Raw genomic sequence first — 15,916 nt, 5'->3', positions numbered from 1 at the left:
TGGCGTTAACCATGGAGAAAATTGGATGTCGAACTGCTATTCGCAAATCACTTTGCCTGAACGTCGTGGTCTTTTCGAACTTTAGCAGCTCAAAGTCCCTCTCGGCGATATTGCGCAACTCATGTGTCATCATCGCTCGATGATCTATCGCGAAATCAAGCGCAACGGCTTTCGGCACATAGAGATACCAGACTATAACGACTATCATAGCGTTGTTGCCGACAACATCAGCAAAAACGCGCACTAATTCGTTTGTGGAGTATCTTCTGAGCAAGTTCGGCTTAAGTTTTAGCCAATCATATTCGAAACACTATCTGCCGCATCGCGTATAGGATCTGGCGCCAAATGCGCATATCGTTGAGTTGTCTGGGATTGACTGTGCCCTAACAATTTCCCAACCAGATATAAGCTTTGTCCCGACGACACGGCCATACTTGCAAAATTATGCCGAAGATCATGCCATGTCTTTTGGATACTGAGCGGTCGATCTCCTCCTACTGATGACGGAAAAACCAACGGTGAGCCGGCGACTTTTGGAGTGATTTTATCAATGATAATACACTGTCACCTAGGTGCACAACTTTTTGATCAGTTTTGCTATCTGGTAATTTCGCTATTCGGCGTTCGAAATCAATCCACGACCATTGCAGAGTCAGCGCCTCGTTCCTTCTACATCCTGTCATGAAGAGAAACCTTATCGCGGCAACTGCAAATATGCTTACCCCCTTCCTTTCCGCCGAACCGAGGGCTTTTCCCAGTCGATCCAACTCCTCAGGAGTGAGGTACCTATCATGGGTCTTTAGCTTAAACGCTTCGTGCCCAACGCTGGGTTATCGGCACGATACCTATTTGCTGGTTATTTCAGATTTTGGGTATGCGCCCTGTGGCAAACACAGTAAGACGGAATGGTCAATGCTGGCGGAAAGGCCTGACAGAGCGGAGCATCCACTGTGCCCGTCTTGCCGATAGTTTGACCCAGAACGTCGACGCGCTATTTCTACTTCTGGTTTTGGTTCCCGCAGTTCCGCCCTGTCCCGACCGAACCGCAGCCAACTGCACTGGCGGCTAATGGCTCTTCTTCTCATTTGTCTGATAGAGGCAGCACTATATTAGTGGGAGGGTGCCTCGCCCGAATGAAGGCGGGATGTTACTTTTGGGCGCACAGCTCTCGCTTGTCCGTGGCTGATAGTGCTCATAACTCTGCTAATGCTGAAATCGCTCCTTGCAGCCATGCGCAGGCTGGCTACCGTTAACCCAGCGCTTGCGGGTCTCACAGCCGACATCGTATTGGGCGCCAGCGGTGTGCTTGTCTGTTCACTTCACTGTCCAGAAACGGGGATTCCGTTCATCGCGACCTGATATACATTCGGCATTGCTATCACCGGGCTTCTCGTCATGATCGGCAGACACGTTTGGTTGCGCTGGTAATGCATATCGATTTCGATACTGAGATGTATAATCTTTATTCTGCTGTTATCTTGTTCAATTCCGGTGGTTGACTAATGACCGGCTAGAAATTCATTTCACGCCCGCTAAATAAGCTAATATTATTGCAATTATTGAAATACTCCGAGCATGAATTCATGTCATCGTGACTAAAGATAGGTCCACCGCAGGTCAATTATTAGGAGATCAGCATGACCATACTGAATGCAATAATTGATTTTCTAAACACGATCTTCTGGAGCTATATTCTCCTTTATGGCCTGATCGCTGTGGGGATATATTTTACATTTCGCCTTGGGTTCATACAATTCAGGCATTTCCCGGAATTCTTCCGATCTGTCATGCGCGCACCAGCAAATGACACCAGCGGGATCACACCGTTTCAGGCACTTTGTACGAGTCTCGCATCGCGTGTCGGCACTGGAAATCTGGCTGGTGTCGCCGTGGCCCTATTTCTGGGCGGTCCGGGTGCTTTATTCTGGATGTGGGTCGTCGCGACCGTTGGCATGGCAACCGCCTACTCCGAGAGCGCTTTGGCGCAGCTGTATAAAATCAAAGATCACAATGGCCAGTATCGCGGTGGACCTGCCTTCTATATCTCACGTGGATTAAATGCACCGTGGGCAGGTGCGATCTTTTCAGTTTGCCTAATTATCGCGTTCGGCCTCGTTTTTAACGCCGTTCAGGCAAACTCCATCGCCGATGCCATGCAGGGAGCTTTTGGCGTTGAGAAGATTTGGGTTGGCATCACTCTCGCAGTGCTAACTGGGATCGTTATATTCGGTGGCATTCGTAAGATTGCGCAGGTTGCCGAGTATGTCGTTCCATTCATGGCCGTCGCTTATCTGGGCATGGCACTTTACGTGGTCGTCGCAAATATCACTGCGGTACCCGGAGTAATTGCGCTCATCGTCAAGAGCGCTTTTGGCATCGAACAGGCCGCTGGTGGCATTGCGGGAGCTATGCTGAACGGCGTCAAGCGTGGCCTGTTCTCAAACGAAGCGGGCATGGGGTCCGCACCCAATATAGCGGCGGTCGCCACCCCCTCACCTCATCATCCTTCAAGCCAGGGTTTTGTGCAGGCTTTGGGCGTGTTCATTGATACGATCCTGATTTGCACGGCTACGGGCATCATGATCCTGTTGTCGGGCGTCATGACACCTGGTTCAGAGCTGACAGGAACGCCACTGACGCAGGAAGCGATGGTTGTGCACATTGGTGAGGCAGGTCGCTATTTCATTGCGATTGCCATTTTCTTCTTCGCGTTCACCTCAATCATTGGCAACTACGCTTATTCAGAAAATGCGATGGTATTCCTGAAGCTCGATAACCGTGGGACGATCGGCACGCTACGAGCCGCTGTTCTGATCATGGTAATCTGGGGTGCCTATACGACTGTAGCGACGGTATTCAATATGGCCGACGCTGCGATGGGCTTGATGGCATCGGTCAACCTGATCGCCATCGTACTTCTGTCTGGAACAGTCGTCAAAATAACCAAAGACTATTTCAATCAGAAACAAGCAGGCGAACCACGTTTCGATCCAGATGATTTTCCTGAACTCAAAGGTAAGATTGACTATTCTATCTGGTCTGAAAAGTAGAATTACAAACAAAAATATACTTATAAATTTTCCGTCTTATTCCGTTTATATATTATCCGTTACAGCCTCTTTCTCATGCATTTATTCAAAAAATACCATGCTCACGGGAAATTATACTAACAGAATAATAACAGCCAAAAACATTTTGGTTTTTTTCAATAATGCTATAGCGTTTCCCAAGTTCCGAGGGAGGACATTTTCAAATGCGGCGGGGGATTGATCCACATAATCTCCTGCTTAGTCATGGTTCTATAGCCAAGACGACATTTATTTATGGGAGGAGGAAATATGCTAATTTTCAACCGGAAATCGACTGTTTCTCTAGCTACAGCGCTCGGCCTTGTTCTTGGTGCTGCGCACGCCAAAGCGGAGGAATTTGTAAATATTCTGACCGGCGGCACCAGTGGCGTTTATTATCCACTCGGCGTCGCGATGGAAAAAATCTATTCCAGCATTCCTGAGGTTCGGCCATCGGTTCAGGCAACAAAAGCATCGATTGAAAACATCAACCTCATCAACAGCGGTCGTGGAGAAGTCGCATTCACCCTGGGAGACTCATTGCGTGATGCCTATGAGGGGAATGAAGCGGCTGGCTTTAAAAAGAAGCTCGCCAATCTCAGCACTCTCGCTGCAATCTATCCGAATTATGTTCAGATCGTTGCCTCCAAGGAATCCGGCATCAAGACATTGGCCGACCTGAAGGGGAAACGACTTTCCGTCGGCGCTCCGAAATCCGGAACCGAGCTGAACGCGCGAACCATTCTGGAAGCCGCTGGCCTTTCCTATGACGATCTCGGCAAGATTGAATATCTGCCCTTCGCGGAATCGGTCGAGCTTATGAAAAACCGCCAGTTGGACGCAACATTGCAATCGTCGGGTCTTGGTGTCGCTTCGCTGCGCGATCTTGCTAATTCCGTGGATATAAACGTTGTGGAAGTCCCAGCCGATATCATCGAGAAAATCGGTGCACCCTATCAGGTCAACACAATCCCGGCGGATACATACAACGGTCAAGACAAGGATGTCGTGACGGCTTCCGTGATCAACTATCTGATCGTTCGTCCTGATATGGACGAAGAACTGGTCTATCAGATGACCAAGAGATTATTTGAGAACCTCGACCAGCTGGCTGCTGCTCATTCTTCGGCAAAAGCCATCAAACTCGATAAAAGCACCATCGTCTCGCCGGTTCCAATACACCCCGGCGCGCTGCGTTATTACAAGGAAAAAGGCATCGAGTAAGACCGGCTGGTAATCGTGGCAAGCTTGTATTGCCGCATCCAGATAGTCGACGCCCGGGTGGGATAACCCGGGCCTCACCTTTTCCAACAGAGCTCATTTGATCTGAACAACGCAGATCATTGCGCAACTGTTTGTTTTAACTGGTATAATCTGATGAAGGTTTACTCATGACGCAGAGCGAGAACAGCGCCGTAGAATCGGCCGAGCACATTCCAGCCTGGGGCGCGGGCACAGGTGCGAGACTCCTGTTTGCCATTGCCGTGGCTTTTTCTGTTTTCCAGCTTTGGACGTCCGCCTATTCACCGTTACCCAGTCAGGTGGTTCGGTCCATCCATGTCGGCTTTCTGCTCCTATTGCTGTTTGGTCTTTATGCGAATGCAAGCACCGTGACCGCCCAAAGAGCAGCCTTCTGGTTTGCGGCAATCGTGGCTTTTGTGCTCAGCCTTTATCATTGGATTTTTTATGAAGACCTCGTGATCCGCGCGGGGGAACCCAACACACTGGATATTGTGATCGGCATCCTCGTCGTCGCTCTCGTCTTCTGGGCGGGGAAAAAGATGATGGGCTGGACCTTGCCGCTGATCTGCGCGATCTTTTTAGCCTACGGTCTGTTCGGGCAATATTTGCCGCATCCTTTCAATCACCGTGGTTATGATTTCGAGCAAGTGATCGAGGTTCTCTTTTTGGGAACCGAAGGCATCTATGGGACACCAATCTACGTTTCATCGAGCTATATCTTCCTCTTTATCCTATTCGGGGCATTTCTCGAGCGCGCAGGCATGATCCAGCTTTTCAACGACATAGCTATGGGGACGGTCGGAGCATCGCGCGGCGGACCGGCAAAAGTATCGGTGATCTCGTCTGCACTCATGGGGACGATCAACGGCTCCGGCGTGGCCAATGTCGTGACGACAGGCGCTTTCACCATTCCCCTGATGAAACGGTCTGGATTTCGCCCCGCCTTTGCCGGTGGCGTTGAGGCCGTTGCATCAATGGGGGGCCAGATTATGCCCCCAGTTATGGGTGCCGTGGCTTTTATCATGGCTGAAACGCTCGGCCTGCCTTACGTCGACATCGTCAAAGCCGCAATCATCCCGGCAATTCTTTACTTCATCACCGTCTTTGTCATGGTGGATCTTGAAGCACGTCGCCTCAAAATGAAGGGCCTCAATAAAAGCGAGATGCCAAGCGCATTGGAAGCAATCAGAAAACGCTGGTTTTTGGTGTTGCCACTTGCCGCACTGGTATGGCTTCTTTTCTCGGGCTACACGCCACTTTTTGCAGGCACCGTTGGCCTCAGTCTCACTGCGCTTATCATCCTCGGCGTCCCCGTTTCCGGCGGCATGTCCATGCCGTTGCGTGTGCTGTTCTGGGTCGCGCTGGGCGTTATGTCGGCAGCAGCCTTCGGCACGACTTTCAACATTTTCGGCTACGCCCTACGCGGTATTACGCTGATCATTGCTCTTGTAGCACTTCTGGTCGCGATCAATTTTCTAGTGCGTGGTGGTCGGGAAACGCTCAATCTTTGTCTTCAAAGCCTCGCAGAAGGTGCCAAAAATGCGCTTCCAGTGGGTGTTGCCTGCGCATTAGTTGGCGTCATCATCGGCGTTCTGGCGCTCACGGGGGCAGGATCGACTTTTGCGCGTTTGATTGTCAGCGTCGGAGAGAACTCGTTGTTCTTCTCGCTGGTATTGACCATGCTTGCCTGTCTCATACTCGGCATGGGCATTCCGACCATTCCCAACTACATCATCACCTCTTCGATAGCTGGGCCCGCACTTCTTCACCTCGAAGTACCTCTTCTGGTGTCGCACATGTTTGTCTTCTATTTTGGCATCATGGCAGACCTCACCCCACCTGTAGCTCTTGCTGCCTTCGCGGCAGCCCCAATTGCACGGGAATCGGGGATGAAGATCGGCATGCAAGCGATCCGCATTGCAGTAGCGGGCTTCGCCGTACCTTTCATGGCTGTGTACGAACCGGTCATCATGCTGCAGGAAGGCGGACCTCTTTCTGAGAAGTTCGGTTTCTGGCCTGCCTTCGCTTATATGTTCGTTAAAGCGCTGCTCAGTATCCTTCTTTGGGGGGCAGCGGCGATCGGCCACCTTCGCACACCGCTGAATATGTGGGAACGCATATGGGCTTTCTCCGCTATCGCTCTGATGCTAGCGACCTATCCTTATAGCGATGAAATGGGTTTCACCGCCTGTGCAGCATTCCTCATCTGGCATTTCTGGAGATCGCGGCCATCCATTGTCGCGTCGTCCGGCTAAATGGCGATCTGCATTGCAACAGCTGGCGGCGTTTTGAAAGTCGCCGCCACAAGCTTTCTCCTCTCATGGACGCATAGTGTTGAAAAAATACCATGGGAGGAGTCGTGGACAGTGACTTCTCAGGGGCTGGTTCTATCAGAGGCGCGCATTAAAGGCTCTGGAGCCGGTATGGATCCGCCGGCTGATGCCGTCCTGGAAGACGGTTGGTATCACTACCGCCCGCACATACCGCCCCGGCAGGAAATCGTACTGGCTGCATCCGGCAAAACAGGCGGCGGCTGGACCTTTTGCGCAGCACAGAAATGCATTGAGTTGGGCAAAGAGCAAGCGACGCCAATTCATATCAAACCGTGTGATTAGAGCATTTCCAGCAAAAGTGCGAAGCGGTTTTGCGTCGGATAATGCGAAAAAACAAAGAGATAGAGCATTTCCAATGATTCAAGAAAAACAGGAAATGCTCTAGTGCATGCAATCACTCAGTGAACGCTTCCTGAAAAAGGCGGGACGCGTTTCGAGGTGAGACTCACTTCAAAATAAGTTGCTGGAGCGCCGATCTGATACGGCCAGATCGGCGGAATAACCTGCTTTGCGGCCTGCAGACCGACACATCATCCAATTTTTCATTGCCTAAAAAATTGACGAAAAGCCGAGATAATTCGGCTATTTACTCGCCGTAGTAAACATCAGCAAGCTGAGCCACAGCGGTGCAAACACGTCACCATATTGACTGGTATGGTAGTATGGTATAATCGGAAATCGAGGAGACGAAGAATATGCAAAGTCCATTGTTGCGACCAAAGCACATCAGTGTGGTGGATCAGCTTTACGCTACGTTGCGAGCTGCCATCATTGACAATGCATTGTCCCCTGGCACGCGAATTTCTGAAGCTGACGTGGCTCAGCAGTATGGCGTGAGCCGCCAGCCTGTCCGTGAAGCCTTTATTACGCTTGCCAATGAAGGGTTACTTGAGGTTCGCCCCCAGCGAGGAACCTTTGTCGCAAAAATCTCACTTCAGGCAGTAATGGATGCACGCTTTGTGCGCGAAGCCGTTGAGGCCGATATCGTTAAGCTTCTGGCCCAATCACCAGACGATGCGCTTGTGACCGAACTACGGGCGCAGCTCGTTCGCCAGGAAGAACTCATTGGCGGATCGGCAAGAGATTTCATGGATGCCGACGAAATATTCCACCGCACTTTGGCTGAAGGCGCTGACAAGGGCAAAGCCTGGCGCGTCGTGGTTGAGATGAAGGCGCAGATGGACCGCGTGCGCTTTTTGTCGAGCATGCATTTTCCGGTTGCCCGTCTGATCGCCCAGCACCGTGAGGTGGTTGACGCCATTGCGTCGGGAAATGCCTCCCGGGCTGAACAATTCATGCGGCAACACCTGCAGGGGATTCTGATCGATCTCCCCGTCATAGAGCAGGAAAGGCCCGAATATTTTCTATAACGCCGGACAAAAACGGCATCGACATCATTCCGGAGGAGGAAAGAATGAAGTTTCAGAGTTTTAAACACATAGCGGCAACCTGCGCGATGCTCGCATTGATGGGAGGGACATCGCTTGCACAGGAGGTTACTCTTAAGCTTGGCCACCTCGCCAATGAAGAGAACATCTGGCACAAGGCCGCATTGAAATTCGCTGACGAGGTCAAGACACGCACCGAAGGGCGCGTAGCGGTTGAAGTCTATCCCAATGAATCGCTCGGCAAGGAAATCGACGTCATCAACGGCATGCAGCTTGGCACCGCCGACATGACCATCACCGGCGAAAGTCTGCAGAATTGGGCGCCTAAAGCGGCTTTGCTGGCTTTGCCATATGGATACAAGTCGCTTGAACATATGGACAAGGTTGCATCGGGTGATATCGGCCAGCAGATCGAAGCCGAGATCATCGAAAAGGCGGGCATTCGCCCTCTGACTTATTTCGCACGCGGTCCGCGCAATCTCTCAGCCAATCGTGAGATTACAAAGCCGGAAGATCTGAAGGGTTTCAAAGTCCGCGTGCCAAATGTGCCGATTTTTGTGGCTGCATGGCAAGCGCTTGGTGCAAATCCAACCCCTATGGCCTTCTCGGAAGTGTTCACCTCGCTTCAGAACGGCACCATCGAAGGACAGGAAAATCCGCTCGCCCTCTTCAAGTCGGGTGGCTTTTACGAAGTTCAGAAGGTCGTCAACAAAACTGAACACGTTCGCTCATGGATCTACCTGACAATATCAGAGCGCAGCTGGGGCAAATTGTCGGAAGCAGATCAGGCTGCTTTGAAGGAAGCCGCCAAAACCACGCAGGCTTACGAGCGTGAATTGTTTACGGCTGACGAAAAAGCACTCGTCACCGATCTGGAAGCACGTGGTGTGAAATTCGTGGAAGTTGACCAGGCCGCATTTGCGAGCAAGGCAAAGGACGCCGTTATCGCATCGGTGCCGCAGGAAATCCGTCCTCTGGCTGAGCAGGTTTTCAACGACTGAGATCAAGGCTCTGCCGGATAAAATCCGGCAGCTAGCCTGTCGAGGACACCATGACAAAAACATTCAAAGGGTTGGAGGGCGTGTGCCGCCTTCTGATACTCGCAACATTTCTTGTGCTTATGGGCTCTGTTCTGTTGCAGGTTTACGCACGCACATTCTTAAGCACGGCTCCGGTCTGGACAGAAGAGCTAACCAGATTCTGTCTGCTCTACATCGGAGCACTCGGCGCAGGTCTCGCCTTGCGCAGTGGCGATATGGTCAATGTCGATCTCTTATGTGAAAGCCTACCCGGTCGTATGCCTTGGCTGTTGCGACTGATCAGTGCAATCCTGACAGTGGTTTTCGCAATCGTTCTTTTGCCCGCCGCATGGGATTATACCACCATCGGCAGCCGTCAAACGGCCCCTTCTCTCGGCTGGCGCATGGATTTTATTCACGCATCGCAGCTCATTCTTTTCGTTGCGCTGACCATTTGGGCGCTGATGCGCATCGTCGAGATGCTGACAGGACGCCATGACGGGCGCCCCATCCCCAATTCGGAGGAAAACTGATGGGTCTGACCCTTCTTCTTGGCACGTTTGTGCTGGGCCTTGCCATCGGCTTGCCCGTAGCCGTGACATTGGGCCTGTCCTCAATGGCTTATCTTCTGTTCGCAGACATCCCGCTGGTTGTCATTCCTCAGAAAATGTATGCTGGGATGGACAGTTTCGTGCTGCTCTGCATTCCCGGCTTCATTCTGGCTGGAAACCTGATGAACTCCGGTGGCATTACCGAGCGGATCATTCGCTTTGCCAATGCTCTCGTCGGCTGGATGCGCGGCGGGCTGGCACAAGCCAACATCGCAGCCTCAATGCTCTTCGGCGGCATTTCCGGAACAGCGGTCGCCGATGTGGCGTCGGTTGGCGGCATGATGATCCCCGGCATGAAGAAAGTCGGATACCCCGCTGATTTCTCAGCTGCAGTCACCGCTGCTTCATCGACTGTCGGCCCAATGATCCCACCAAGCGTTCCCATGATCATTGTCGGATCGCTCTCCGGGCTTTCAGTGGGAAAACTGTTTCTCGCCGGTGCAATGCCCGGTCTACTGATGGGTTTTGCGATGATGGTGACCACCTATTTCATCGCCAAGAAAAAGAACTTCCCTCGTGAAGACTGGAAGGGCGTCAAAGAGTTGCTCACGTCGTTCACAGGTGCGATCTGGGCAATTGCGATGACTGCACTAATCGTTGGTGGGCTGCTGATCGGAATCACCACACCAACAGAAACTGCCGTAGTTGCGTGTCTTTATGCGGCCCTCGTCGGTCTGTTCATCTATCGGGAATTGCCAGTAAGCCGTATTCCAAAGATCATCATCGACAGCGCAATCAGTTCGGCCGGCATCTTGGTGCTGGTTGGCACTGCCAATGTCTTTGGCTGGATTTTGGTCGCGGAGCGCATTCCGCAGACACTCGCCAATGCAGTTCTATCTATTACGGACAACAAGTTTCTTGTCATCCTGCTGATCAACATTCTGCTTCTGTTTGTCGGCATGTTCATGGAAACGATTGCTGCACTGATCATTCTGTTCGTGCCTTTGCAGGCTCTGGCTATCGCGGTCGGCATCGACCCCATTCACTTCGCCTGTTTTGCAGTTCTGAACCTGATGATCGGTCTGACGACGCCTCCAGTCGGAGTCTGCCTGTTCGTCGCGTCAAATATAGCTCGACTACCTCTATCACCGGTAATCAGGGCAATCATTCCCTACATTATCACCAATATTATCGTTCTTCTGATGGTCAGCTATTTCCCGCCTTTGGCGACGTGGTTGCCCAACACATTGATGCCTTGAGGTTGCAATGACAGAACTGTCGGAAACACGTGTCGTTTGTCTTCATGCGCAAGATGACCTGAGGATAGAAACCAAACCTCTCGAAACACCCGGCCCCGGCGAAGTAATGGTTGCCGTTCAGGCTGGCGGCATTTGCGGGTCGGATCTGCATTACTGGCTGGAAGGTGGCATTGGTACAATTCGTGTTCGTGAACCAATCATTCTCGGACATGAGGCATCCGGGCGTATCGAAGCACTTGGCGAGGGTGTAACAAACCTCGCTGTCGGCCAGCTTGTTGCCATGAACCCGTCCCAGCCTTGTGGCACTTGCAGTTTTTGCCAGCAAGACTTGCCGCGCCACTGCATTGCGATGCGTTTTAAAGGTTCAGCAATGTACCTTCCGCATCAGCAAGGCATGTTTCGCGACAAAATGGTGATTGCTGCGGATCAATGCTTTGCTGTGCCTGATGATATTGACCCAGGTGCTACGGCCTGTTCTGAACCGTTGGCGGTCTGTCTGCATGCGGCCAATCGCGGTGAAGCAATCGCCGGGAGCCTTTCAGGCAAAGTCGTTCTGGTAACCGGAGCAGGCCCTATCGGGGCGCTTTGTGTGGCGGTTGCGCGAATGCGAGGCGCTTCTGAAATCATCGTGACGGATATTCAGGACGCGACACTGGCAATTGCTGCAAAATTGGGGGCCGATCACACAGTCAACATTGCAGCCAATCCCAACGGGCTCGACCGATGGAGAGAAGGCAAAGGCAAGGTTGATCTGGTCTTCGAATGCTCGGCCGCGGCACCCGCAATCAATGATGCGATTTCATGTCTGCGGCCGCTCGGAACGATGGTGCAGGTGGGGGTAGCAGGACCAACCACCATGCCGTTGAATGTGATGGTTGGTAAGGAAATCCAGTTCGTCGGCTCGCAGCGTTTCGACACCGAATTCGCTGAAGCTGTACGCCTGATCGGAACGCACGCAATCGACCCACGTCCGATTATCACAGCCACACTGCCTGTAACTGACGCACTTTCCGCATTTCACGCGGCAACAGATCGATCGCAATCGGTCAAGGTTCAAATTACTTTTGCCAATGCATCTGCACGGCACTGAAAACAGAGAGACGACAATATGAGACAGACCTGGCGCTGGTTCGGCCCCAAGGACCTGGTATCCATCGATGACATGCTACAGGCAGGAGTAGAAGGTGTCGTAACAGCCCTGCACCATGTTGCGACTGGCGCAGTCTGGTCGCCCGTGGAAATCGAAAAGCGAAAAGCAGACATCGCTCGAATGAAGAACGGGGATGCCTCCGGTCTGAGATGGGAGGTCGTCGAGAGCCTGCCGGTTTCCGAAGACATCAAACGCCAGACAGGCGAGTGGAAAACACATATCGCGAACTGGAAGACCTCAATGCGAAACCTGCGCGATGCGGGTATTGAGGTAATCTGCTATAACTTCATGCCAATCCTTGACTGGACGCGCACTGATCTGGCTTATCGATTGCCAAACGGTGCCACTTGTATGCGCTACGACGCCATCGATTTTGCAGCCTTCGATTTGTTTCTTCTGCAGCGCGATGGCGCATCAGACGATTACAGCTCAGACGTTCTCGAAGCGGCACGCAAGCGTTTTACGGAGATGTCTGACACCCGGCGTCTGGAACTCTCGGGCAATGTCGTTTTTGGCTTGCCCGGCGCTGCCGAACGCATGTCGATGGACGATGTGAAGCTCCATCTTGCACATTACGACAATATTTCACCTGAGCGTCTTCGGGGACACCTGATCGATTTTCTGGCAGAGGTAAGCCCGCTGGCAGAAGAACTCGGTGTACGTTTGTGCTGCCATCCAGACGATCCGCCGTTTCCACTACTCGGCTTGCCACGCATCATGTCGACCGAAGCCGACTATAAAGCAGTGATGGACGCGGTGAATATTCCGGCAAATGGCATTACACTTTGCACGGGATCACTGGGGACACGCGCCGACAATGATCTACCGGGCATGATGAAACGTCTGGGCGAACGGGTGCATTTCCTGCATCTGCGCAATGTCGCACTCGAAGAACCACATCTTGGTGGGTCGTTCCATGAAGCGGCGCACCTGGAAGGCCATACCGATATGGTCGCCATGATCGCAGCCATTCTGGCAGAAGAAAACCGGCGCAAGGCTGCGGGCCGTACAGACTGGCAAATTCCAATGCGGCCAGATCATGGTCAGGATATTCTTGACGATTTGAACAGAAGAGCACAGCCGGGTTATCCGTCCATTGGACGATTGAAAGGTTTGGCCGAGTTGCGTGGGATCATGACTGCGCTATCGCATCCAGATGTCAGGGTCGTTGAATGACAAGACTTTCAGCAATGGCGAGTGATGGAACAGCCGCCACCTGGCCCGGCTATAAGCCTGAAAATCATGGGGTTGGCATCGTCCATTTAGGGCTTGGCAATTTTGCCCGCGCCCATCTGCTGGCTTATACCGATACTGTTCTTGCAAAAAAGGGTGGCGACTGGCGGGTAGTCGGCGTGTCACTACGCGGAACCGCAGTTGCTGATAGTCTGAATCCGCAGAATGGTCATTATACGATGATCACGCGCGGCGCTTCCACGGAGGCACGCGTGATCGGTGCCCTTGAACGGGTATTGGCCGGACCAGACGTCAGCAGCGAAGCACTGAACGCCATGGCATCACCCGACTGCCGCATCGTCAGTCTGACCGTGACGGAAAAAGGATATGGCATCACCAGTGACGGGCAACTCGATCACGGTCATCCCGCAGTCGCAGCCGATCTTGCAAATCCGGAAACTCCGACTGGGGTGATCGGCTTGATTGTCGCTGCGCTCGCCCGCAGAATGAAATTGAGCCTGCCGCCATTCACAGTGCTGAGTTGTGATAACCTATCGCACAATGGCCAGAAGCTGCGCAACGCGGTACTGACTTTCGCGCGTGAAACTCGCGGAAAGCAGCTTTCCAACTGGATAGAAAGTCATGTCAGTTTCCCGTCGTCCATGGTCGATCGCATCACTCCGGCATCAAATGACGATACTGCCAAACTGGCTGCAGAACTGACAGGGCGGGAAGATCAGGCAGCGGTCGAAACCGAGCCATTCACTCAATGGGTAATTGAGGACCGGTTCTGCGCTGGCCGACCAGAGTGGGAATGCGCTGGTGCTCTATTCGTTGATGACGTTACTCCGTATGAACGCATGAAACTGCGGATGCTGAACGGTGCCCATTCCATGCTGGCTTATAGTGGGCAGTTGTCAGGTAAAACATTTGTACGTGATGTTATGGCAAATCGTGATCACGCTGCGCTGGTTCAGCGCCATCTTGCTGCGGCCGCAGCAACGATTAAAGGACTAACCATTGATCTCAACGGCTACGCAGCGGCCTTGGCTGAGCGATTTTCCAATCCGGCGATTGCTCACTCTACGGCGCAGATCGCAATGGACGGCACCCAAAAGCTTCCCCAACGCATAACGGCCCCAGCATTGGAAACGATAGCGGCTGGTGGATCGATACGTCCCTTTGTGTTTGCTTTGGCCGCTTGGCTTGCCTTTCTCGTGCGAAAGGATCCCGACGGCCAGCCCCTGCCGCTGAATGACCCCAAAGCAACGGAGCTTCAGGCCGCGTTAAAAGACGCAGCCACACCAAGCGATATAATTCATGCAGTTGCGCTCGCCTGTCCTGACATTCTTCCTGCTGCATTGACGAATGGGGCTTTCGGCTTCGAACTCAACGATATGCTGACCGCCCTTCTCTCAAAAGGAATGGGCGCAGTTATCGAACAGGAAGCCATGGGGCATTATTAGTCACGTTTATCAGCCGGGGCCTCTATCAAGGCTCCGGTTTTTGCATCAGATAGTCTGCTACCGCTTGATAAGCTGGTAGCGATGTTGGATCATTATACGCGTTGCCTGCCTTTGGGTGCGAGGCAAAACGTGCAATCACCATTTCGGCTTTGGGGTCTATATAAAGTGCCTGTCCGTGCACCCCACGCGCCATGAAAGCCCCATCCGCATTATGGGAAACCCACCACATGCCACGATAGCTCCAACCCGACAGTAGCTTGTATCCAGCTTTTTCAAATGCCTTCTTGTCGCCTCCACCTTTGATACTGGCGACTGCAGTCGCAGGCACAAGCCGCTCACCGTTGATCACACCATCATTGAGCAAAAGCTGTCCCAGACGCGCCATATCGCGCAGTCCGGCATTGAAACCACCGCCCGCAAAAGGCGTACCGATAGAATCGACCGTATAATATGCGTCCTGCTCAGTGGCCAATTTGCTCCAGATGCGTTCTGATAATAGGGTTGCTACAGATTTCCCGGTGACACGCGCGATAATCCAGCCAAGCGCGTCAGAATTAATCGTCCGATAGCCAAACGCTTCTCCGTGCTCGCCCTGCCTACGGACTGTTTTCAAATAGTCAAAATAAGTGCGCGGTCCGGTATAATTATCAGGCTTCGGCAAAGGATTGCCTGCAGCAGAATATATCCAGACATCCGCATTTGGATCACTGTAATCCTCGCTGTAATCCAGACCCGTGGTCATATCCAGAACCTGCCGGACAGTCGCATCTCCGAATGCACTTTTTGCAAGCTCCGGCACAAGGCTGCTGACTTGGGCTGCTTCGTTAAGTGTACCATCTGCCACCAGCATTTCACCCAACAAACCGGTGATCGATTTGGTTACGGACATGGCTCCATGCTGGCCTGAAACATCCAGACAGCCTGAATAGCGCTCATACACAACCATTCCTTTATGCAGAACAACGATCCCATCGGTGAAGTTCGCATCAAATGACTGCGCCCAGGTCATCGTTTTATCACTGCCCAACGGGCTGAAAGTGATGGCATCTATCGCCGGATCAGCTTGTTGCATCAGAGGAGCAGGAGAACCTATGCCACGGCTCACATTTACTGTCGGCATTAACTGACGAAAGTGGCAGACGGTCCAGCGCAATTTCGGAAAACTGAAGTAATCAGGATCGGAAAAACGAATAATTTTATCCTCCGTGGGAGGAAAACCCTCCATCCACCCGAGCACACGTGGATTGGATTCTTTAGCTGACATAAC

At 52.4% G+C, this 15,916-nt stretch carries 13 protein-coding genes and 3 pseudogenes; 12 read left to right on the top strand and 4 right to left on the bottom strand.

Annotated elements, in window-relative coordinates:
* Positions 1-288: 288 nt before the first annotated feature.
* The 3 genes and pseudogenes from C9380_RS28525 to C9380_RS28860 form a co-directional block, all read right to left on the bottom strand.
* A complete protein-coding gene (locus C9380_RS28525) occupies positions 289-516 on the bottom strand; it encodes a tyrosine-type recombinase/integrase (RefSeq protein ID WP_353954642.1) in 228 nt (75 codons plus the stop codon).
* A pseudogene (locus C9380_RS28520) lies at positions 495-773 on the bottom strand (tyrosine-type recombinase/integrase); the annotation flags it as partial. The gene C9380_RS28525 and the pseudogene C9380_RS28520, both read right to left, overlap by 22 nt.
* Positions 774-895: 122 nt before the next feature.
* Positions 896-991 (bottom strand): annotated as a pseudogene (locus C9380_RS28860) (cytochrome b/b6 domain-containing protein); the annotation flags it as partial.
* Between the two features lie 164 nt (positions 992-1,155).
* Here C9380_RS28860 and C9380_RS28515 point away from each other — a divergent pair.
* From C9380_RS28515 to C9380_RS12920, 12 genes and pseudogenes are all read left to right on the top strand, one after another.
* Positions 1,156-1,359 (top strand): annotated as a pseudogene (locus C9380_RS28515) (NrsF family protein); the annotation flags it as partial.
* 287 nt (positions 1,360-1,646) lie between these two features.
* Positions 1,647-3,050: an alanine/glycine:cation symporter family protein gene (locus C9380_RS12970; RefSeq protein ID WP_100557984.1), complete on the top strand. Its 1,404-nt coding sequence runs from the start codon at positions 1,647-1,649 to the stop codon at positions 3,048-3,050.
* A 288-nt stretch (positions 3,051-3,338) separates the two neighbouring features.
* On the top strand, positions 3,339-4,292 hold the full coding sequence (locus C9380_RS12965) for a TAXI family TRAP transporter solute-binding subunit (RefSeq protein WP_105534590.1): 954 nt from the start codon (positions 3,339-3,341) through the stop codon (positions 4,290-4,292).
* A 167-nt stretch (positions 4,293-4,459) separates the two neighbouring features.
* Positions 4,460-6,565 carry a TRAP transporter permease gene (locus tag C9380_RS12960; protein ID WP_105534589.1) on the top strand — a complete coding sequence of 702 codons (2,106 nt, stop codon included), beginning with the start codon at positions 4,460-4,462 and terminating at the stop codon, positions 6,563-6,565.
* Positions 6,566-6,676: 111 nt separating this feature from the next.
* Complete coding sequence (locus C9380_RS12955) at positions 6,677-6,925, top strand: DUF1850 domain-containing protein (protein ID WP_321191679.1); 249 nt, start codon at positions 6,677-6,679, stop codon at positions 6,923-6,925.
* A 413-nt stretch (positions 6,926-7,338) separates the two neighbouring features.
* Positions 7,339-8,013 (top strand): GntR family transcriptional regulator, encoded by a 675-nt coding sequence (locus tag C9380_RS12950; protein ID WP_105534588.1) that lies wholly within the window; start codon positions 7,339-7,341, stop codon positions 8,011-8,013.
* Positions 8,014-8,057: 44 nt separating this feature from the next.
* Positions 8,058-9,032 carry a TRAP transporter substrate-binding protein gene (locus C9380_RS12945; RefSeq protein WP_105534587.1) on the top strand — a complete coding sequence of 325 codons (975 nt, stop codon included), beginning with the start codon at positions 8,058-8,060 and terminating at the stop codon, positions 9,030-9,032.
* Positions 9,033-9,082: 50 nt separating this feature from the next.
* Positions 9,083-9,583 carry a TRAP transporter small permease gene (locus C9380_RS12940; RefSeq protein WP_105534586.1) on the top strand — a complete coding sequence of 167 codons (501 nt, stop codon included), beginning with the start codon at positions 9,083-9,085 and terminating at the stop codon, positions 9,581-9,583.
* A complete protein-coding gene (locus C9380_RS12935; RefSeq protein ID WP_100556807.1) occupies positions 9,583-10,860 on the top strand; it encodes a TRAP transporter large permease in 1,278 nt (425 codons plus the stop codon). The genes C9380_RS12940 and C9380_RS12935 overlap by 1 nt, the downstream gene beginning before the upstream one ends.
* Before the next feature lie 7 nt (positions 10,861-10,867).
* A complete protein-coding gene (locus C9380_RS12930) occupies positions 10,868-11,950 on the top strand; it encodes an L-idonate 5-dehydrogenase (RefSeq protein ID WP_128093711.1) in 1,083 nt (360 codons plus the stop codon).
* An 18-nt stretch (positions 11,951-11,968) separates the two neighbouring features.
* The gene (gene uxuA, locus C9380_RS12925; RefSeq protein WP_100556805.1) at positions 11,969-13,186 is read left to right on the top strand and encodes a mannonate dehydratase; all 1,218 of its coding nucleotides are present in this window, start codon (positions 11,969-11,971) and stop codon (positions 13,184-13,186) included.
* Positions 13,183-14,649, top strand: coding sequence for a mannitol dehydrogenase family protein (locus C9380_RS12920; RefSeq protein ID WP_128093710.1), 1,467 nt, complete (start codon positions 13,183-13,185; stop codon positions 14,647-14,649). Before uxuA ends, C9380_RS12920 begins: the two co-directional genes overlap by 4 nt.
* Positions 14,650-14,674: 25 nt before the next feature.
* Here C9380_RS12920 and C9380_RS12915 read toward each other — a convergent pair whose 3' ends face one another.
* Positions 14,675-15,913: a serine hydrolase domain-containing protein gene (locus tag C9380_RS12915; protein WP_128094426.1), complete on the bottom strand. Its 1,239-nt coding sequence runs from the start codon at positions 15,911-15,913 to the stop codon at positions 14,675-14,677.
* Positions 15,914-15,916: the final 3 nt, after the last annotated feature.

Source organism: Brucella pituitosa (assembly GCF_003049685.1).
Taxonomy (GTDB): Bacteria; Pseudomonadota; Alphaproteobacteria; order Rhizobiales; family Rhizobiaceae; genus Brucella; species Brucella pituitosa.
Note: the sequence above shows the minus strand (reverse complement) of the source record. Positions and strands in the feature narration are given on the sequence as shown.